General features: G+C 63.3%; 18 protein-coding genes, 1 tRNA gene and 3 pseudogenes. 11 read left to right on the forward strand and 11 right to left on the reverse strand.

Annotation, left to right across the window (positions count from 1 at the left end; translation table 11 throughout):
• Window positions 1–246 precede the first annotated feature (246 nt).
• The 3 genes from ACF0H6_RS15770 to ACF0H6_RS15780 form a co-directional block, all read right to left on the reverse strand.
• A complete protein-coding gene (locus ACF0H6_RS15770) occupies window positions 247–888 on the reverse strand; it encodes a hypothetical protein (RefSeq protein WP_395250519.1) in 642 nt (213 codons plus the stop codon).
• A gap of 260 nt (window positions 889–1,148) precedes the next feature.
• Entirely contained in the window at window positions 1,149–1,673 is a 525-nt protein-coding gene (locus tag ACF0H6_RS15775) for a DUF2087 domain-containing protein (protein WP_395250520.1), read from the reverse strand.
• Window positions 1,674–1,870: 197 nt separating this feature from the next.
• Window positions 1,871–3,010, reverse strand: a complete 1,140-nt coding sequence (locus ACF0H6_RS15780) for an acyltransferase family protein (protein WP_395250521.1) — start codon at window positions 3,008–3,010, stop codon at window positions 1,871–1,873.
• Between the two features lie 426 nt (window positions 3,011–3,436).
• Between ACF0H6_RS15780 and ACF0H6_RS15785 the strand changes: the two genes are divergently transcribed.
• Entirely contained in the window at window positions 3,437–3,808 is a 372-nt protein-coding gene (locus tag ACF0H6_RS15785; protein ID WP_395250522.1) for a hypothetical protein, read from the forward strand.
• Window positions 3,792–4,229: a VOC family protein gene (locus ACF0H6_RS15790; RefSeq protein WP_395250523.1), complete on the forward strand. Its 438-nt coding sequence runs from the start codon at window positions 3,792–3,794 to the stop codon at window positions 4,227–4,229. The genes ACF0H6_RS15785 and ACF0H6_RS15790 overlap by 17 nt, the downstream gene beginning before the upstream one ends.
• A 39-nt stretch (window positions 4,230–4,268) precedes the next feature.
• Here ACF0H6_RS15790 and ACF0H6_RS15795 read toward each other — a convergent pair.
• Window positions 4,269–5,046, reverse strand: a pseudogene (locus ACF0H6_RS15795) (type 1 glutamine amidotransferase domain-containing protein).
• Window positions 5,047–5,259: 213 nt separating this feature from the next.
• Between ACF0H6_RS15795 and ACF0H6_RS15800 the strand changes: the two are divergent.
• Window positions 5,260–5,613: a GYD domain-containing protein gene (locus ACF0H6_RS15800; protein WP_395250524.1), complete on the forward strand. Its 354-nt coding sequence runs from the start codon at window positions 5,260–5,262 to the stop codon at window positions 5,611–5,613.
• A gap of 64 nt (window positions 5,614–5,677) precedes the next feature.
• Window positions 5,678–6,337, forward strand: coding sequence for a dihydrofolate reductase family protein (locus ACF0H6_RS15805; protein WP_395250525.1), 660 nt, complete (start codon window positions 5,678–5,680; stop codon window positions 6,335–6,337).
• Between the two features lie 63 nt (window positions 6,338–6,400).
• Here ACF0H6_RS15805 and ACF0H6_RS15810 read toward each other — a convergent pair whose 3' ends face one another.
• Complete coding sequence (locus tag ACF0H6_RS15810; protein ID WP_395251329.1) at window positions 6,401–7,456, reverse strand: DNA polymerase IV; 1,056 nt, start codon at window positions 7,454–7,456, stop codon at window positions 6,401–6,403.
• 1,434 nt (window positions 7,457–8,890) lie between these two features.
• Window positions 8,891–8,980 (reverse strand) — tRNA-Ser (locus ACF0H6_RS15815).
• 113 nt (window positions 8,981–9,093) lie between these two features.
• Here ACF0H6_RS15815 and ACF0H6_RS15820 point away from each other — a divergent pair.
• From ACF0H6_RS15820 to ACF0H6_RS15835, 4 genes and pseudogenes are all read left to right on the forward strand, one after another.
• Window positions 9,094–10,120: pseudogene (locus ACF0H6_RS15820) on the forward strand (zinc-binding alcohol dehydrogenase).
• 6 nt (window positions 10,121–10,126) lie between these two features.
• The gene (locus tag ACF0H6_RS15825; RefSeq protein ID WP_395250526.1) at window positions 10,127–10,525 is read left to right on the forward strand and encodes a 6-pyruvoyl trahydropterin synthase family protein; all 399 of its coding nucleotides are present in this window, start codon (window positions 10,127–10,129) and stop codon (window positions 10,523–10,525) included.
• An 8-nt stretch (window positions 10,526–10,533) separates the two neighbouring features.
• Entirely contained in the window at window positions 10,534–11,610 is a 1,077-nt protein-coding gene (locus ACF0H6_RS15830) for a glycosyltransferase family 4 protein (protein WP_395250527.1), read from the forward strand.
• A complete protein-coding gene (locus ACF0H6_RS15835; protein ID WP_395250528.1) occupies window positions 11,607–12,794 on the forward strand; it encodes a DNA glycosylase AlkZ-like family protein in 1,188 nt (395 codons plus the stop codon). Before ACF0H6_RS15830 ends, ACF0H6_RS15835 begins: the two co-directional genes overlap by 4 nt.
• 191 nt (window positions 12,795–12,985) lie before the next feature.
• Here the strand turns inward: ACF0H6_RS15835 and ACF0H6_RS15840 are convergent.
• The 3 genes and pseudogenes from ACF0H6_RS15840 to tadA form a co-directional block, all read right to left on the reverse strand.
• Window positions 12,986–13,129, reverse strand: a pseudogene (locus ACF0H6_RS15840) (acylphosphatase); the annotation flags it as partial.
• Window positions 13,126–13,512, reverse strand: a complete 387-nt coding sequence (locus tag ACF0H6_RS15845) for a VOC family protein (protein ID WP_395250529.1) — start codon at window positions 13,510–13,512, stop codon at window positions 13,126–13,128. The pseudogene ACF0H6_RS15840 and the gene ACF0H6_RS15845, both read right to left, overlap by 4 nt.
• A gap of 86 nt (window positions 13,513–13,598) precedes the next feature.
• Window positions 13,599–14,108: a tRNA adenosine(34) deaminase TadA gene (tadA, locus tag ACF0H6_RS15850; RefSeq protein ID WP_395250530.1), complete on the reverse strand. Its 510-nt coding sequence runs from the start codon at window positions 14,106–14,108 to the stop codon at window positions 13,599–13,601.
• Window positions 14,109–14,131: 23 nt separating this feature from the next.
• Between tadA and upp the strand changes: the two genes are divergently transcribed.
• The gene (gene upp / locus ACF0H6_RS15855; RefSeq protein ID WP_395250531.1) at window positions 14,132–14,767 is read left to right on the forward strand and encodes a uracil phosphoribosyltransferase; all 636 of its coding nucleotides are present in this window, start codon (window positions 14,132–14,134) and stop codon (window positions 14,765–14,767) included.
• Between the two features lie 103 nt (window positions 14,768–14,870).
• Here the strand turns inward: upp and ACF0H6_RS15860 are convergent, their stop codons facing one another.
• A complete protein-coding gene (locus ACF0H6_RS15860; RefSeq protein WP_395250532.1) occupies window positions 14,871–15,014 on the reverse strand; it encodes a hypothetical protein in 144 nt (47 codons plus the stop codon).
• Window positions 15,008–15,577, reverse strand: coding sequence for a TetR/AcrR family transcriptional regulator (locus tag ACF0H6_RS15865; RefSeq protein WP_395250533.1), 570 nt, complete (start codon window positions 15,575–15,577; stop codon window positions 15,008–15,010). Before ACF0H6_RS15865 ends, ACF0H6_RS15860 begins: the two co-directional genes overlap by 7 nt.
• A gap of 94 nt (window positions 15,578–15,671) precedes the next feature.
• Between ACF0H6_RS15865 and ACF0H6_RS15870 the strand changes: the two genes are divergently transcribed.
• Entirely contained in the window at window positions 15,672–17,114 is a 1,443-nt protein-coding gene (locus ACF0H6_RS15870) for an MFS transporter (protein ID WP_395250534.1), read from the forward strand.
• A 125-nt stretch (window positions 17,115–17,239) separates the two neighbouring features.
• Window positions 17,240–17,617, forward strand: a complete 378-nt coding sequence (locus ACF0H6_RS15875; RefSeq protein WP_395250535.1) for a VOC family protein — start codon at window positions 17,240–17,242, stop codon at window positions 17,615–17,617.
• The last annotated feature ends 40 nt before the right edge of the window (window positions 17,618–17,657 follow it).

Raw genomic sequence — 17,657 nt, forward strand, 5'->3', positions numbered from 1 at the left:
CGCGCTTTAGGCGAACTGCAGTCACAGCACCGATCATGGGGTCACTCCATGGAAAGAGTTCCAAGGGCCAGCTGCATAACCCATAACGATGCTACCTATGTTGTGGGTTATGCAGCAAGCATCTCTAGAAGCCTTTTCCGTGCCGGCGGACCTTCCACGCGATCAGGGCCAGGGCAGCGGCGGCGCTTACAATGCACGTGCCTGCGAGCGGGGCGGAGGATTATTCGTGGCCTTGTTTTCCGGGAGTTACTCGGACGGAGTGTACCGCTGCTCTGGCTCAAAGATGGCGTCAGCGCCGGCGTCGAGCTCGATGTATTTGACCCCTTCTGAGGCAGCCCCTTCTGAGGCGGCAAACACGACGACAATGCTGCCGTCCGCTGGAACGCGGTCCGGGGAGGTTCGCATTCTGGCCTTGACTTTGTGTTGACCGGCCGGCGAATCGTAAGTGACGGTGACGTTAAGCTCAGGGGTATTTCCAAGCCAGAAGGAGATCTCGCCGAGACGGAGCCGCCCGCTGTATCGACGCCCTTCCCGGCGGAGCAGTTCGATGGTTGACTGCCGCTCATGCGCGTGGCGAAGTGCACCCGGCAGGCGGGTTGCCACGGTGAGCGCCCAGAGTGCGCCAAGCGACGCCACAATCGCCGAAATGGCGAACGCTTCGGTGCCCACCATGCCGTCAATCGTCTGTCGGATCACCCTGGGCGGGTCGGAGGCCACGGCGGCAGCGGTCGCGATGCCGCTGCCGGCAGTGATGCCGGCAAGGAGTGGGGCCGAGCAGAACAACGAGGCTGCCCGGCACTGTCCGAGCCGCTCCCGTGCTCGCTCGTAAAGGTCCACCGCGATGTGGAGGGCCGCATAGCCGGCCAAGACGAAACAGACAATCGTCAACCATCCTTCGCCGACATTAACCATGCAGCTCGAGGACGACGCGGCAGTGGCGCTGCACAACCAGGAGGAGCCGAACAAGGTCAACGCACTCCAAACCGCGAAGCACAACACCGCCGACGCCAAGAGCCGAGCTGGGACGCTCCCCGGAGGCTCGTTAGGGGCGAGCCCCGTGATTCGAGCGCCCTTGTCGCCAACCGAAAAGACCGGCCGGTGGTCCCACCAGTCCCTCGAATCGACGTCCCGCCTTGTCACCGCATCTGTCATTTCTGCGTCTCCAGCCAGTAGGCCGAGCCATCCGCCGTGCGGCTTAACAAGCCGGAGTCCACGAGGTACCGCCGGAGCATTGGCACGTCTCCGGTAAACCGGGCGAGGCGGTCGTTCAGCTCCCGCTCTGCCACGCGCTCGCTGGCGATCAGTATGCGCCCGGCGATCCAAGCGAGCAGCTGGAGTCGCTCCGTCTCCCGGGCGGGATAGCGATCGATCCGCCCGTCCGCGGTCAGGAAGCGCTCGACGCCGGACGGGCTGGGTCCTGAGGATAGGCTCTCCAGCGCGTCCCGGAAGACATTCTCGCGAATGCGGTAGCGAACGCTGCCTGCGGTCTCGATTGTCTCGACAAGCCCCGCCTGGTTCAGGAGCGTGAGCGCCCGTGCGAGTTTTGCTGGCGCGAGCGAACTGCCCGGAGTTCCGCCAATGCTGATCTCAGCGAACACACTCCGGGCTTGGGCGTTTGCTAGTGCCGCGAGGAGGCGTCGCGCATCCGGCGTTGTCGATGAATCGCTCCTCATGGGCCCAGCATAGGCGCAAACGGGGATCCCCTGCCCCTCGCAGTTCGCTCCTGGGGGCGGCCCGCCGTCGTGACCTTCTTTGGTTTTGGAAAGCGCTTGCGACACGGCGAGTCGCGTCATTCAGGAGCATTAATGGGTCAAACAAGGTCAGGACGGCACTTGCCTTGCTGTCAGCCCGCCCTGCAGCCAGGAGCACTTCACCCAAACGGGGGGTTGACGATGGGGACGGTGGGGCGGCTCATGACAGCCCGCCGGATCCGTTGGGTTGGCTGTTCGACCGCCGCGCAGCTGAGGAAGCCGAGGGGCCACGCCGCCGCGAGCGCGAGTGCAGCAAACCCGAGCACCGGAACGTGTGCTGGCACGTGGGCTGCGGCGAGGAGCTGTTGGATTGGCCATCCGTAGACGTAGATACCGTAGGAGATGTCGTAGCGAGACCCGACGGTGGACGCGCTGCCGACTGTACCGATCGACAGGATGAGGTACGCGAACGGCAGCGGGGCGAGGGCAGTACCGTAGCCCGTGGTGAGAGCGCCCCAGACGGCCAGTGCAGCGAGCAAGCTTGGCACGGCACCGACGCGGATCCTGTGCCTCTGGGTGGCAAGGAGGGATCCTGCCATGAAGATTGCAAGCAACGGGAGGACGAATTCGGTTCGGTTCGGCCCAAAGCCGCCTGCGAGGAGCTTTCCGAGCACTGCGCCCGTGCATGCTGCAAAGGCCATGAATATTGCAGTGGCCGTCCCTCGCCTGCTCCCTGGAATCCTGCGGAGCAGGAACACGATTGCAGCGACGACGACGTAGCAAAGCCCTTCCCAGGCGAGAGTCCACAGGGGACCGTTCCAGTCAACGCCGTCGTTGTTGCCCCAGAGGGACGTCCCGATGGCGGGTGTGTCCATGACACCGATGCTGAGCGTCAATGCCGCGCCGAGGAACGCCAGAGCTCCGCGCAGGTCGTAGGTCCCGTGTGTCAGGAGAGCGCCAACCGGTGCTGCCACGAAGGCAACCGTCAGCGCAGCGATCGCGAGCGCCGGATAGATACGGGTGAGGCGGGCGGCGGCGTACTCCAGCACTGTGTCCGAGCGTTCCGCGCTGACGGTGATGAGATAGCCGGAGATGGCGAAGAATCCCATGACCCCTGCGGTGCCGAGCTTGATCCCGTAAAGCGAGGGTTCCGGGCCGTAGCCGCCCAGCCACCACGAGTGGGAGACAATCACGGCAGCGGCAAAGACCAAGCGCAGGGCGTTCAGCGAGTTTCGTCCGGAGCCCAGCGCGCCGCCCAGCGTGCGGGCGCCAAGCATGGCCACGCGCTGACCGCCTCCGGCGCTCGTTGGGGTCTTCATGACCCGGTCATCACTTTTCTCGGGCGCCAAGGAATGTTCGAGCAACCTTCCTGGGTGTGAGGTGGCTAACATTTTGATTAAATCTACACGAGTAGATTCTTGGCGACAAGGGGGAGTGGAGGAGCTCAGTCGGATAGTGAGGGCTGCTTATGCAGCCGAGTCCTACGCCGAGCGGTCGCCTTCCTTGGTGTCCGCTTGGGGATCCTCACGCGGGACGACTCTACGAGCCCAATGGCCGACGACGTCGGGGTTGCTTTGCTCGAGCGGCGTGCGGTGCTTTTTCAGGGCCGTTCTTCATAGCCAAGCGACGGACAGGGGGACTTCTCCTGAAACGTGGACATGGATCACGTGTATCAATGCTTATTCACTTATCCATTGCTATGGCCGTGACTACGGCGCCGACCTCGTGCGTGCCGTCCTTGAGGTATGGCACGAACCTGGTTGTCGCTGACGGTAGAACTGCTCGGCGGTCGTCGCGAGGAGCTGTGGCCGTGGCCCGGGCGCATCTTCGCGGTCGGACCGTCGCACACCTTCATGGATCTCGCTAAGGCCATCAACGATGCCTTCGGCCGATGGGACCGCTCATATCTGTCAATGTTTACCCTGGCCGACGGCCGGTTAATCACCGACGAAGAGACGGGAGCCGAGATGGCCGGATCGATCGACGGGCCGATCCACTTTCGTGAGCACTCCTCTCACTGTCCGCTGAGGGATCGGCCAGCGAACAGACTGTGGCGCCTCGCCACTGGAGCTAATCGCTCCGCCTTGGTAGCTTCAACGCATGGCCATCAAACTTGAGAACGTGGGTATCGCAGTTCGCGACATCGAAGCAGCGATCGCCTTTTTCACCGATCTCGGTCTCACAGTCATCGGCCGTGACACGGTCAGCGGCGAATGGACCGATACTGCCGTTGGACTGGATGGAAACCACGCAAAGATAGCTATGCTCCAGACCCCAGACGGTCATGGTCGACTTGAGCTCTTCGAATACATCCATCCCGAGGCGATCGAGTCGAGCCCGACGCGTCCCAACGACATTGGCATGCACCGCGTGGCCTTCTCGGTAGATGACATCGATAAGGCCCTCGAGGTAGCTGCAAAGCACGGATGCTATCCGTTACGCGGTGTGGCGACCTACGCCGACGTCTACAAACTCACGTACCTCCGCGGTCCCAGCGGGATCCTCGTGATGCTCGCCGAGGAACTGAAGAAAGACTGACGCTCGAATCGGCCCGTCAGCACCAATGCGCAATTGGAGTTAGTGCTCCGCTTCTGCGGCAGCCTTCTTGGCGTTTTTCTCTGCGTCCTTCTCGGCGCGCAAAGCCTCGGTGTCGTGCTGTTCCTCGGCTTTTTCCTTATGGATGACCTCTGCGAAGAGCTTTTCCATCTCCTTGGCCACGCCGGCGGCTGAAGCCGGGTTCTGGCCGGTCACCAGCCGGTCGTCAACCACCACCTTCTCCTGAAAGACATCAGCGAAGACGTGGGTGGCTCCTTGTTCCTCAAGTCGGTCTGCCAAAAAGAACGGGATGACCTTGTCCTTCCCCACGGCAACCTCCTCGTCGTTGGTGAAGGCGGCCACTTTCCGGCCCTCGACGAGGCGAAGCCCGTTGTCCAATTCCACGTTCAACAGGCCGGCCGGACCGTGGCACACCGCCCCAACCAGTGCCGCCGGCGTTGTAGACGCTGGCCACGAGGTTCTGCAAGCCTTCGTTGTCCGGGAAGTCCCACATGGTGCCGTGGCCGCCCACGAGGTAGACGGCGTCGTACTGGTCAGGATCGACGACGTCGACGCGGGCAGTGTTGTAGAGACCGGCGCGAGTGGCCTCATCCTTCGTGAAGGCAACCTGGATGGGATCTGCTGAGTCCACCTCGTCGCGCGGGGGCTGGCCGCCCTGGATCGACGCGAAGTCGACGAAATGCCCGGAATCTTTGAAGACCTTCCAGGGATGGGCAGCCTCGGCCACGTTGTAACCCGTCTTCTCTCCCGTATCGCCGATCTCGGAAACGCTGGTCAATACCATGAGAATTTTCTTCATGACTTGCTCCTTTCGTCCAGCTTCCACCCTACGCCCAGGCCCATTTGGCGCCGGAGGGCTTATCCGGTACCCGTCCTCATGGACGTGATTCAAATGGCTGCCCCCGACCGTTGTCTGTTCCAAAGGGGGGAGCCTAGAATCGGGCTACCACCCCTCTCGGGGAAATCTCCAGAACCCTTCCTCATCGCATGAACTGGGCGTGCGGACGGGTTCGTGTTCTGGGCTCAAGCAGAACGGGAATCAATCATTTCCAAATATTTGTTCCAAGGAAACTACGTGGGCCAAGGAATCAAGGGCCTGATGGAGGAAGGCGGATCCAAGCGACGGGACGCGGTCGTCAAGGCCTTGGAGTCCGTTGGGGGATCACTGGATTCCATCTACTATGCGTTCGGCGAGACGGATGTCCTGGGGATTTTTGACATACCCGATCAGCCAAGCGCCGTCGCACTTTCGCTGTTGATCAACTCCACCGGAACCGTGAACCTGCGCCTCACACCACTCTTGACGCCTGAAGATCTTGACACCGCGGCAAGCAAAACACCTTCCTACAGGGCGCCCGGACAGTAACGAGGCAGCGTCGGGACGTGAAGCGTTACAGTGATTGCCAACGGCAAGCACTTCAGGAGATGACATGTCCCTCGTTCGCGTGCATAACTTCTCGGTCTCCCTCGACGGCTTCGGCACCGGCGAGGGCCAGCAACTCGACGCTCCGTTCGGTCATGCAGGGTCACGGCTAATGGAGTGGGCTATCGAGACGCGCACGTTTCGCGAGATGGGAATCCACACGGAGTCGGCGGGATCTTTCGGCGTCGACGAGGCGTTCGCCAGCAAATGGGGGCCCGGGATCGGCGTGGAGATCATGGGGCGCAACAAGTTCGGGCCTCAGCGCGGTCCGTGGGAGGACGAGGAGTGGAAAGGATGGTGGGGTGATAACCCTGTCTTCCACACGCCCGTCGTTGTTCTGACACACCATCCCCGACCGGTACTCGAAATGGAAGGCGGAACAACCTTTCATTTTGTTGACGCCGACCCCGTCTCGGCGCTCAAGCAGGCTCGCGCCCTGGCCGGGGACCTCGACGTCCGGATCGGTGGCGGCGTCAGGACGATTCGACAATTCCTCGAGGCCGATCTGATCGACCACATGCACATCGTCGTCGTACCGATCGTCCTGGGCCGGGGCGAACGGCTCTGGGATGGACTCGAAGGACTCGAACAGCGCTTCCACATCGAAGCGGCTCCCTCTCCGTCCGGAGTCCTCCACCTGATCTTCTCCCGTCGCGCAGCGGGGTAGGCCGGCTCGGCGCGATCGCCCATGAACGATCGCGCCGTGAGAGACCTTGCTAAATCGAGGCCCTTACCACCCGCCGCGCGTCGGCGTGTGTCCCTTTCGGGCATCGTCAGGCATTGCCATTTCGGCGCGCAGACCGAGGAGCCGGATCGGGCGGCCAGCTTCGATTGCGGCTGCGAGGTCCAGAGTCCGCGCGACGATTTCGTTCCGGTCGAATGTCTCGGGAATCTTCCTCGCGTGGGTCGTGGTGAAGAACGGCGCGTACCGAATCTTGAGGGTCAGACCAACCACGGGCCGCCCTTCGGCCACAACATCCTCAAGGACACGGGCTGCCAGCTCCCGCACGGCGTCGTCCACTTGGGCAGGCTCGGTCAGGTCGTGCTGGAAGGTTGTTTCCCGGCTGTGTCCGCGGGCAACCCACGGGGTGTCGTCCACAACGCTGGCGCCGTCCCCGCGGCCGAGCTCCGCGTACCAAGGACCCATTCTGGGGCCGAACTCCGGGACCAAATCCTGAGGGTCGGAGGCTGCGAGCTCGGCAACTGTCTTGATACCGAGTTTGGCCAACCGGCCCGACACCCTGGTTCCGACGCCCCACAGGTCCTTGGTGGGCCAGCTGCCCATGACGTCGAGCCAGTTCCCGGCAGTGAGACGGAAGACTCCGGCAGGCTTGCCGAAACCGGTGGCGACCTTGGCGCGGACCAGGGTGTCGCCGATGCCCACGCTGCAATGCAGCTGGGTTCGCTCCAGGACCGCGGCCTGCACCTGCCGTGCGTAGGCTTCCGGATTGTCTGTCTCAATGCCTATGAAGGCTTCATCCCAACCGAGCACTTGCACCGTAGCGCCCGGCTGCGCGCGCAGGGTAGTCATCACCGCTTCAGACGCCTCGAGGTAGGCTTCTTGATCGACCGGCAGGATCACGGCGTCGGGCACTTTCCGGGCCGCAATCCGCAAGGGCATTCCGGAACCCACACCGAACGCCCTGGCTTCGTAGGATGCGGTGGACACCACGGCTCGTTCGGTGGGGTCGCCGCGGCCCCCGACAATGATCGGTTTGCCCGCAAGCTCCGGCCGTCGGAGCACTTCGACCGCCGCGATGAACTGGTCGAGATCGACGTGCAGCACCCACCGGATTCCGCTCACGCCACCAGTTTGCCCTAAACATTCCCGGGAAGCATCGGCTCCACCGGGGTTGATGGCTGACCCGGGCGGGAATCCGGACAAAGCAAAGACCCCCGTCCCTTGTAAACAAAGGGAAGCATGGGGCTTTTCATTTGGCGCGGGTATTACGAATTCGCTGGATGCCGGTCACCGTCATATTTGATGAAGTATTTCTCGAAGTGCCCTGGGTGAACGCGGTGGGAGTTCTTTCCCGTTGACGACATCGAACTGACCTACCAGCGTTTTTTTGGCTTGGATCTTTTGAGAAGCGTGAGAGAAGGACACGCGAAATATAGTGTTGGTCGACAATTTTAGATTTATGTTCGTCGTTCATCAGATGTACGTCTATGCTTCGGTGGCTCTGCGAATACCGCATGGACCTCGGCGACGGCGCTGCTCGTTTCTCCGAGCGATGTCGATCCACAAGTCATACGGCCACTCGTTGGCCGGGGCACCAATGGGCAAATCCCACGGCTCGGGTTCTCCGACGGGGCAGTAGCCCCAGGTAAACCTCACCCAGCGTGCTGACCAAGGGATACCTGATGTGGTCTGCCTGAAACGGCGGGTGGCGTGTTTGTGAGGAGCTGTGTGTATTATCCATGCAAGCCACCCAAGCCACCGCGCCCTCACGATCCGTTGGGTCAACTTGGATCGAAGAGTGACCGGTCGTGGTCTTGCTCGCCAGAGCTGCCCGTCGAAAGTGGTTTTGATCCAGGTGACGCCTGCCCCGTCTGTAAAATTTAGAACGAGATCTGACGAGTGCAGGTATGCGCCGTCATAGATCAAAACCTCGGCGGGAAGGATGCTCAACCCGAACGGTTGTGAGACTGACTGCGGAAATTGGACTCTCTCGAACAAATAACGTGTTCGCCGCGCAAACGGATCGGAGTGTTGCAGCCATTGCGAACGGTGAAATGTCTGAACCATTACTTGGGTGATCGGAAGATCAGAGTCATTGCGAACGGTGACGTTCGTCCCGAGGATGGTCCAGGACTCTGCAAATCCATGGCCCTCTTCGCGAGTGCGCTCGGATTTTTCGTGACGGAGCAGGCTGATTTTTGAGAAAAACAAGCGACCCCTTTCAGTCGCCACCCCATTCTAAAGGTGCCATTGCGTCGGTTGGCGGTCGGTACGTTCAAGGCCTACCAGCGTCCCGTAGGCACTCCGCACTGGGCGCCCGCAACACGCGCTGCGGGTGACTTGTTGTCGCCCTGCTGGGCCAAGGAGGTGCTCAGCCACCTTGGCGAGCTGCCGAGTTCAAACGGCGCCTTGCTTTCAGCGTCCCTGAGGGAAGTGTGTGAACGAGAGTTCTGTCACTGCTGCGTTACCACTGAACCCTGTGGGCAAAACAAAGGCCCCCACACCCTTGTAAGCAAAGGGAAGCAGGGGCCTTCTACGTGGCGGTGACGGTGGGATTTGAACCCACGTTGGCTTTTACACCAAACAACATTTCGAGTGTTGCACCTTCGGCCGCTCGGACACGTCACCAACTGAAATAGGGTACCGGAGTTGGGCCCCGTTCCCCAAAACGGCCAAGCGCTGTCCAATCAGTAAGTAACCTTCTCTTCCCCCAACGCGGCTGCACGGCTAGATTCTCAAGAATGAATCTCCCGCAGCACCCGAATGGACCTGAGCACTCACGTACGGCATTGGCCTACTGGACCGTGGGCCCGTGCCAAGGTGAACTGCGGAGTGAAGGACTTCCGGAACCAGGGCAGGGCGAAGCTTTGGTCCGTACCTTGTACTCCGGTATCAGCAGGGGCACCGAACTCGTCGTCCATGAAGCGCACGTCCCCGCTCGGATCGCGGAAGCGATGCGCGCGCCTCACCAAACCGGTGACTTTCCGGCCCCCGTGAAGTTCGGATATCTATCGGTTGGCATCGTGGAAGAAGGCCCCGGAGACTGGACCGGCCAGCACGTTTTCTGCTTGCATCCGCACCAAGACCGCTACATCGTGCCGGTCAGCTCTCTCACCCGGATTCCCGGCGACGTTCCGGCCCGGCGTGCCGTGCTCACCGGCATCGTTGAGATCGCAGTCAACGCCCTTTGGGAGGCCGGTCCCCGCCTCGGTGACAGGATCGCCGTCGTCGGGGCCGGGTTGGTGGGCGGCATGACCGCAGCGCTGCTGCGGCGCTTTCCGCTGGAGCGCTTGCAGCTGGTGGAAGCGGATCCAAGAAAGCGCGGATTCGTGGACTCCCTTGGCCTGGAATTCGTTCTTCCGGACGATGCGCAGCAGGACTGCGACATCGTCTTCCACTGCTCGGCCACGGATGCAGGATTGGCGCGCAGCCTGCAGTTGGTGGGTGATGAGGGCACGATTATCGAGATGTCACTGGTTCGGGGACAGGGCTGTCTCTCTGCCGCTGGGGGAGGACTTTCACGCCCGGCGCCTCTCCATCCGCGCCAGCCAAGTGGGGGTGGTGGCGCGTGCGCGCCGGCACCGCAGGACCTCCCACGAGCGCCTGGACCTGGCAGTGTCCTCGCTCCGGGACCCGATGTTCGACACCTTCCTCACGGGAGAATCACAGTTCGAGGATCTACCCGAGGTCTTCGAAGGCCTGGAGAGCGGCGAACTGGACGATCTATGCCGCGTCATCAACTACCCGACGACCAAAGAAAAGGGATAAGGCAAAATGTTCACCCTCACCGTCCGCCGGCACTTCATGATTGCGCACAGCCTCCCACGGGAGATTTTCGGGCCCGCACAGGGACTACACGGAGCCACGTTTGTGGCCGAGGTGACCTTCCGCCGGGCGGAACTGAACGACGACGCGATTGTGCTGGACATCGGCGCCGCCGGATCCATCGTGGATGGGGTGCTGGACGGCCTGAACTACCGGAACCTTGACGAGCACCCCGACTTTTCCGGCCAGCTCACGACGACGGAGGTCCTGGCGCGCGTCATCGCTGAGGCGGTTGCCGCGAAGGTCCGCGAGGGCGACGACGGCGGTGCGCTCGCCGGCGTCGACATCGTTCTTCGCGAGCATCCCGACGCGTGGGCAGGCTACTCGCTTGAGTTCCCGGGCAAGTAACCAGCCTTATGGTCGCGATCCGCTTTCTCATTCCCGGGAACGTCAGGCACAGCTCCGGCGGCAACAAGTACAACGCCAAGCTCGCCGAACACCTCTCCGCCCTGGGCGCCAACGTAGAGGTGCGGACGGTCGACGGCGGCTGGCCCGTCGGGCGGACGGAGGACCGAGGCCGGTTGGCCGGGGAGCTCGACGGCGCCACAACAGTGATTGCCGACGGTCTGGTGGCGTGCGGAGCACCTGACGAAATTGCCGAGGCGACGCGAGGTGCAGCCCGCGTTTGGATTCTCTCGCACGCGAGGCTGACAGGGCACCCCGACTTGGAGACGCGGGCCTTGAAGGCAGCCGCGGGCATCATTTGTACGAGTTCCCATGCCGCCGCGGAGCTGACCTTCGCCTACGGGGTAGACGACATTCTTGTGGCCACGCCCGGCGTCGAGCCTGTGGAGATCGCCTCGGGATCCCAGCCGCCCCGCATCATCGCCGTCGCTGCGCTCTTACCAAACAAAGACCAGATGTTGCTCGTGGAGGCGCTGAACGAACTGCGGGATTTGCCTTGGACTGCGGCGTTGATAGGCAACATGCACGCCGATTCCGCCTACGCGGCCAAGGTGAGGGCCGCCGTCGTCGGCTTGGGCCTGGAAGGGCGTATCGCCATCACAGGAGAACTCAGCGGCAGCCGCCTCGAGCAGGAATGGCGGGCGGCGGACCTCAGCGTCCTCGTTTCGAAGTCGGAAACGTTCGGAATGGTGGTCACCGAGTCCTTGGCCCACGGCCTTCCAGTGCTCGTTCGGAAGGGAACGGGCGCGGTGGAAGCGCTCGGGGACTCGGGCGCCGGGGCGGCCCTTCGACTTGGCCACGGCCCGGAACCTCTGGCACGGGCTCTCGAAAGCTGGCTAAGGAACGCCGCGCTGCGACAGACTTGGCGGGCGGCAGCATTGAGAGCCCGGGACGTCCTTCCGGGCTGGGATTCAACAGCATCCACGGTCCTCGAAGCACTCCTTGCCGCGCCGAGACAGCAGATCAGGGCAATACCGACGCCGGGGCTGCCGCTGATGCCGGGCAAACGGTGCAGAATGGGGCCATGACGTCGGCTGTGCTTTCCACGCAAACACTCACTCCGGAATTGCTCCGCGCTTGGGCCTGGCATAGGCAAGGCCTGGACGGCTCGCTCATTGGCAAGACGTCCGAGGAAGTCCTGGACCGCGCCGGTTGGGCCCGCTCCGTGGGCGGCGCCAATCCCTACCTGACGCTCTTCGCCCGCGCCGGAATTAGACGCGAACAGGTGGACCGGGATGTTGCGGAGCTCAGGATCCACGAACTCCCCACAGCCCGCGGTTGCACTTATGTCCTTGGCCGGAACGATTTCGCGTGGGGCCTGCAGGTTGGCCGGGACGCCGCAGCGGCGCCGTTCAAGGTCCTGGCCCGGCTCGGCGTCGAACGCGGCGAGATCACGCTGCTCGAAGAGCAAGTGCTGCACACCCTCACCGAGTCCAGCGACCCCATGGACCCCAAACAACTCAGGGACGAGCTCGGCGAATCCGTCCGTAGCCTCGGCGAAGAAGGCAAGAAAAAGGGTGCGGCCACCACCCTCCCCACGGCGTTGGGACTCCTGCAGGCCGACGGCCGCATCCGCCGCGTCCCCGTCAACGGCCGCCTCGACCAGCAGCGCTACGCCTACACGTCCTGGGTGCTGCCGCCCAGCCCCATCGATCACGACGCCGCCCGGGCACTCCTGCTCGAACGGTACCTCCGTTGGACCGGGGGAGCGACGTTCAAGCAGAGCCAGTGGTTCACCGCATTTACCGTCGCGCAGAGCAAAGCGGCGCTGGCCGCCGTGGGCGCCGTCGAGGTGACCACAGCCGCCGGCGAGCGGCTCTGGATGCTGCCCGACGACGTCGAGCGCCTTTCCGCGTTCAAGGCACCGCAGGAGGAACAGATCCAGCTGTTGGCTGGGACGGATTCTTTGGTGCTGTTGCGTCGGAATTCCGCGGACATGCTTGCTGGCGAGGACCGGGGCAGGAAAGTTCTGGACACGACCCTGGCGCTGCAGGCCGATCTGTCCGACCACCCGATCCTGAACCGGGGCCGGATTATCGGGCTATGGCAGTACGATCCGGGCAAGGAACGGATCGCGGCTTGGACCTTCGCAAAGCCGACGGCGGCCGTCGCGGCGCGGATCGCTGAGGTGGAGCGCTGGATCCGCGAGGACCTCGGTGATTTCCGCTCGTACAGCCTGGAACTCGCCCGCGTCGCGGCAGAAACGCATTGACGCGCTGGATGAGGCCAACGCGGAGAACTAGGGCGCCCCCCCTGCGCACGGACCGGCTTAGCCGACGTCGAACCCGGAGAACTCCCCGGTGGCCGCAGTGAATGTGGCATCCACGTGGCGCACGCGGCCAGGGCATCCCGGGACTTGAGCCACTCCAGCAAGGAATCGACGGCCTCCGGATCACCCTCCGCGATCACCTGCACCGAGCCGTCTAGCCGGTTGGCCGCTTCGCCGGTCAGTCCCAGCTGCCGGGCTTGGTGCAGTGTCCAGTAGCGGAAACCCACGCCTTGCACGCGGCCCGTCACCGTGGCCGTGATCCGCACAGCGGAGCTCATGTGGCGCCCGATCCATACGGTCGCGTGATCGCCTCGAGGAAATGCCCGTCCGGATCCGCGAAGTAGACGCCGCGACCGCCGTCGTTATGGTTGATTTGCTGCGGACGGGACCGCGCCGGGTCGGCCCAGTAGGAGATGCCTCCGGCTTGGATCCTTCCGAATATTCCGTCAAAGTCCTCCTCGCTGACGAGGAAGGCATAATGCTGCGGCGTGATCGGGCCGTCCGCCGCGTCGAAATCGAGGGCCACTCCTTGATCAACAAACACGGTCATGAAGGACCACGTGGGCTGCGGCTTCGGCAGTCCAAGCACGTTGGCCAGGAACTCCGCGGAGCGGTGCTTGTCCGTGGCGTAGACGATCGTGTGGTTGAAAGAAACCGTCATGGCGCTCTCCTCAGGTGTGTTTTCTGAGACCATCTGACGTCCAACACCATGCACATTTCAAGAGCTCTCCGGCTGTAGCGGGCGGGCTACTTCCGGTGGGTTGCGAAAAAATTGCGCAGCAGGGCCGAACATTCGTCCTCGAGCACGCCGGGGTAGACCTCCACCCAGTGGTTGAGCCTGCGTTCCCGCAGGATGTCGAACACTGATCCGGCAGCACCGGCCTTCTCATCCCACGCGCCGAAGACCACCCGCGGAATCCGGGCCAGCACAATGGCTCCGGCGCACATCGCGCACGGCTCCAGCGTCACCACCAAGGTGCAATCCTCAAGCCGCCAGCCGTCTCCGCCTTCGCCCAACTCCAGGGCGTGACGCTGCAGAGCGGCGGCCGCCTCGCGGATGGCGACAATCTCGGCGTGCGCCGTCGGGTCGCCATGCGCCTCCCTTTCGTTCCGTCCGGCACCCAGCACGCCGCCGTCGGGCCCTAGAACGACGGCGCCGATCGGCACGTCCTCGGTATCCAGCGCCCGGCGGGCCTCCTCGAGGGCAAGACCCATCCAGGCCACGTGCTCTGCGTGATAAGGCTCGTTGGTGCTCATGCCTCAATGATAGTTTTGGAGTCATGCGCACACTCGTCGTGGACCACCCGCTGGTCGCTCACAAGCTCACCGTTCTGCGGGATAAGAACACTCCTTCACCGGTCTTCCGGCAACTCACCGAAGAACTCGTCACGCTCCTGGCCTACGAGGCCACCCGCGAGGTCAGGACCCAACCGGTAGAGATCGAAACCCCTGTCACCAAGGCGATCGGTACCGCCTTCACCAAGCCGACGCCCCTGGTGGTTCCCATCCTCCGCGCAGGCCTCGGCATGCTCGAGGGCATGACCAAACTGGTCCCCACCGCCGAAGTGGGCTTTCTGGGCATGGCCCGCGATGAAGAAACCCTGGACATCATCACGTACGCCGAGCGCCTCCCCGAGGACCTCACCGGCCGCCAGATCTTCGTCCTGGACCCCATGCTCGCCACCGGTGGCACCCTGCGTGAGGCCATCAAGTTCCTCTTCAAGCGTGGCGCCTCGGACGTCACCTGCATCTGCCTGCTGGCCGCGCCCGAGGGCCTGGCCAAGCTGGAGGAAGAGCTCTCCGAGGCCAACGTGAAGATCGTTCTTGCCTCGATCGACGAGAGGCTCAACGAGAAGGCCTACATTGTGCCGGGCCTCGGCGACGCCGGAGACCGCCTCTACGGCGTCACGGGCTAGTTCGCCGCGGCTGGCTAGTTCGGCGGCAACGCGGGGTCACTTACGGCCCATGTTGCTGCTCGAAATGGGCCGTAAGTGACCCCGCGTTGGACGCAGCCGAGCGTCAACCTGCCTGGGGCTGCGCCCTGCTCGCCTTAAGAACGATGGGCAGCTTGGCCCGGAGGGTGCATTCGAGCAGCTCCTCGGCGGTCGCGTCCTGTTCGTAGATCTCCGGGAGGCGGATGCCGATCAGGGTGTTCATCAGCATGCCCTGCGCCAGGAAGTCGCGGGCGGTTTCCGGGAGCAGGCCGGCTTCATCGCGGACCAGTCGGTAGATGTCCAGGAATCCTTCCTGGCCCTGGCTCCAATAGCAGGCTCATGGCCAGCCACGAATGCCTGCATCAACATCATGAGGATCCCGCGGTCCTCCACCAGGTCCGCATAGGCGATGGCCATGAGCTGCTTGAGCTGTTCCGGCCTGCCGTTCCCTTGGGCCGGATCGAGCTGGTGCAGTTCTTCGGCCAAGTCCCCGGCGTCGTACGCGGCGATCACAGAGCGGAACGCACGCAACAACTTGTCTTGGGCGCGGTCAAGCGCCTCCAGGAACAGCGTCTCCTTGGTGCCGAACATCCGCACGACGTACGGCTGGCTGATGCCCGCGGCTTTGGCGACTTGGTCGGTGGTTGAACCCGCGTAGCCGCGCTCGGCGAAGACGCCGGTAGCAGCTTCCAAGATTAGTTCGCGCCGTTGAGCCGCAGGTATGCGTTCGGAAGTTGCCTGGCTGCCTGAGCCTTTTTGCGGGGCATCGGTGCCCACTTTTTTGTTCACCACACTTGACATGTTATCAGTTGATAACTAACTTTTCCTTTAAGTAATCATTCGATTACAACAACCCCAAAAGCGGCAGTGATCCCGTGGAGTCATCATGAAACGCACCATTCCCCTCTGGCTGGCCATAGTGGCGGCCTCCCTACCCGTCTTCATGGCCACACTGGACAACCTTGTGGTCACCAATGCACTGCCCGTGATGCACAAAGCCCTCGGCGCGAGCGTTGAAGAGCTCCAGTGGATTGTCAACGCCTACTCCCTGAGCTTCGCGGCGTTCATGCTGCTGGCCGTCGGCTTGGGGGACCGCTTCGGCCGCCGCCATGTCTTCATCGCGGGCCTCACCATCTTCACCCTGGCGTCCGCAGCGGCCGCCGTCAGCACGGAACCGTGGCAGCTCATCACTGCCCGCGCGGTACAGGGTGTCGGTTCCGCTGCGCTCATGCCGTTATCGCTCACCCTGCTGGTGGGCTCTGTCAGCGACAAGCTGCGTCCGCTCGCCATCGGCATCTGGGGCGGAGTCTCCGGCCTGGGCGTGGCTCTAGGCCCGCTCATCGGCGGTGCCGTGGTGGAGGGCTGGAACTGGGAAGCCATTTTCTGGCTCAACGTCCCCATCGGAATCGTGTCGGTCCCGCTCGCCCTCGCGGCACTTCCGAACAGCTTCGGCGCCCGCGTCCGCGCCGACGTCGTGGGCCTCCTGCTTTCCGGCCTGGGGCTCCTCGGGCTCGTGTTCGGCATCGTCCGCGGGAACGACGCCGGCTGGTCCAGTGCCCAGGTTCTCAGTGCCTTGATCGGTGGTGGAGTCCTGCTGGTTGCCTTTGTTTTCTGGGAATCCCGGGTGTCCGCCCCGTTGCTTCCCCTTCGGCTCTTCCGCGACCGCAGCTTCACCGTGGCCAACCTGATCGGCCTGACCTTCAGCTTCGGGATCTTCGGCTCCGTCTTCATCCTCATCCAGTTCCTGCAGGTGGTACAGGGCCACGGTCCGCTCGCCGCTGGCGTCATGACCATGCCTTGGACCCTGGCTCCCATGTTTGTGGCACCCCTCGCAGGCCTGCTAGCGCCGAGGCTCGGCACCAAGACCTTGATAATGACTGGCCTCGCCTTGCTCACGGCAGGCATGTTCTGGCTGGCGGGGGTACTCTCGGCGAGCATCCCTTACGAAACGTTGGTGCCGGGCTTTGTTGCTGCCGGGATCGGTATGGGCCTGGTTTTCGCCCCGATGTCGACGGCGGTGCTCGCCAACATGCGCGCCGAGGATCACGCAAAGGCGAGCGGCACCAACTCCACGCTTCGGGAGATTGGTGTAGCCCTGGGTGTCGCGGTCCTGACGGCAGTGTTCACGGGAGCTGGCGGCAAACTGACTCCCACGGGCTACGTGGACGCGGCCATCCCCGCGATCTACGTGGGCGCATCAGTTCTGGTCCTTGCCACGCTGGTGGCGTGGCTCCTTCCATCCCGTGCAAGCGCCCGCAGCCTTGCCAAGAAAGCGGCAAGCCACGCCGAAACCGAAGCAGCAGCCGAGCCTTCCCTCCAAACCGCCTAGGCAAGAACGCGGCAACGCGGGGTCACTTACGGCCCATTTCGAGCAGCACCATGGGCCGTAAGTGACCCCGCGTTGGAGCGATTGGCCCCTACCGGTTTGCCGGCTCCGCGGATAGCCTTTGGCCCATGGACTGGAAACTCGAACTTGTATTTGTCCCCGTGTCCGATGTGGACCGCGCCAAAGATTTCTACGTCAACAAAGTGGGCTTCAACGCCGACCACGATGAGCGGCCCATGGACGGCATCCGCTTCGTCCAGCTGACGCCACCAGGCTCGGCCTGCTCCATTTGCATCGGCGAAGGCCTCAACGATGCCCCCCCAGGTACCGCGCCCAGCCTGCAGATGGTGGTGGGCAACATCGAGGAGGCGCACAGCCAGCTCAAGGCCAACGGGGTGGACGTCAGCGACATCGACATTCAAGACTGGGGCCACTTCGTCTACTTCGCCGATCCCGACGGCAACAAATGGGCCATCCAGTACATCCCCAATCGGCCCAACGGCTAGGACTCACGCCGTAAGAGTGGTGCGGCGAGCGCGGAAGCCC

Source organism: Arthrobacter sp. NA-172 (assembly GCF_043952055.1).
Classification (GTDB): Bacteria; Actinomycetota; Actinomycetes; order Actinomycetales; family Micrococcaceae; genus Arthrobacter.

What these genes read in the sequence shown, in the direction of transcription:
- ACF0H6_RS15775 (WP_395250520.1), bottom strand. Translation starts at nt 1,673, where the DNA reads ATGAGGAGCGATTCATCGACAACGCCGGATGCGCGACGCCTCCTCGCG.
- ACF0H6_RS15780 (WP_395250521.1), bottom strand. Translation starts at nt 3,010, where the DNA reads ATGAAGACCCCAACGAGCGCCGGAGGCGGTCAGCGCGTGGCCATGCTT.
- ACF0H6_RS15785 (WP_395250522.1), top strand. Translation starts at nt 3,437, where the DNA reads ATGGCACGAACCTGGTTGTCGCTGACGGTAGAACTGCTCGGCGGTCGT.
- ACF0H6_RS15790 (WP_395250523.1), top strand. Translation starts at nt 3,792, where the DNA reads ATGGCCATCAAACTTGAGAACGTGGGTATCGCAGTTCGCGACATCGAA.
- ACF0H6_RS15805 (WP_395250525.1), top strand. Translation starts at nt 5,678, where the DNA reads ATGTCCCTCGTTCGCGTGCATAACTTCTCGGTCTCCCTCGACGGCTTC.
- ACF0H6_RS15825 (WP_395250526.1), top strand. Translation starts at nt 10,127, where the DNA reads ATGTTCACCCTCACCGTCCGCCGGCACTTCATGATTGCGCACAGCCTC.
- ACF0H6_RS15830 (WP_395250527.1), top strand. Translation starts at nt 10,534, where the DNA reads ATGGTCGCGATCCGCTTTCTCATTCCCGGGAACGTCAGGCACAGCTCC.
- ACF0H6_RS15835 (WP_395250528.1), top strand. Translation starts at nt 11,607, where the DNA reads ATGACGTCGGCTGTGCTTTCCACGCAAACACTCACTCCGGAATTGCTC.
- ACF0H6_RS15845 (WP_395250529.1), bottom strand. Translation starts at nt 13,512, where the DNA reads ATGACGGTTTCTTTCAACCACACGATCGTCTACGCCACGGACAAGCAC.
- tadA (WP_395250530.1), bottom strand. Translation starts at nt 14,108, where the DNA reads ATGAGCACCAACGAGCCTTATCACGCAGAGCACGTGGCCTGGATGGGT.
- upp (WP_395250531.1), top strand. Translation starts at nt 14,132, where the DNA reads ATGCGCACACTCGTCGTGGACCACCCGCTGGTCGCTCACAAGCTCACC.
- ACF0H6_RS15860 (WP_395250532.1), bottom strand. Translation starts at nt 15,014, where the DNA reads ATGCTGATGAACACCCTGATCGGCATCCGCCTCCCGGAGATCTACGAA.
- ACF0H6_RS15870 (WP_395250534.1), top strand. Translation starts at nt 15,672, where the DNA reads ATGAAACGCACCATTCCCCTCTGGCTGGCCATAGTGGCGGCCTCCCTA.
- ACF0H6_RS15875 (WP_395250535.1), top strand. Translation starts at nt 17,240, where the DNA reads ATGGACTGGAAACTCGAACTTGTATTTGTCCCCGTGTCCGATGTGGAC.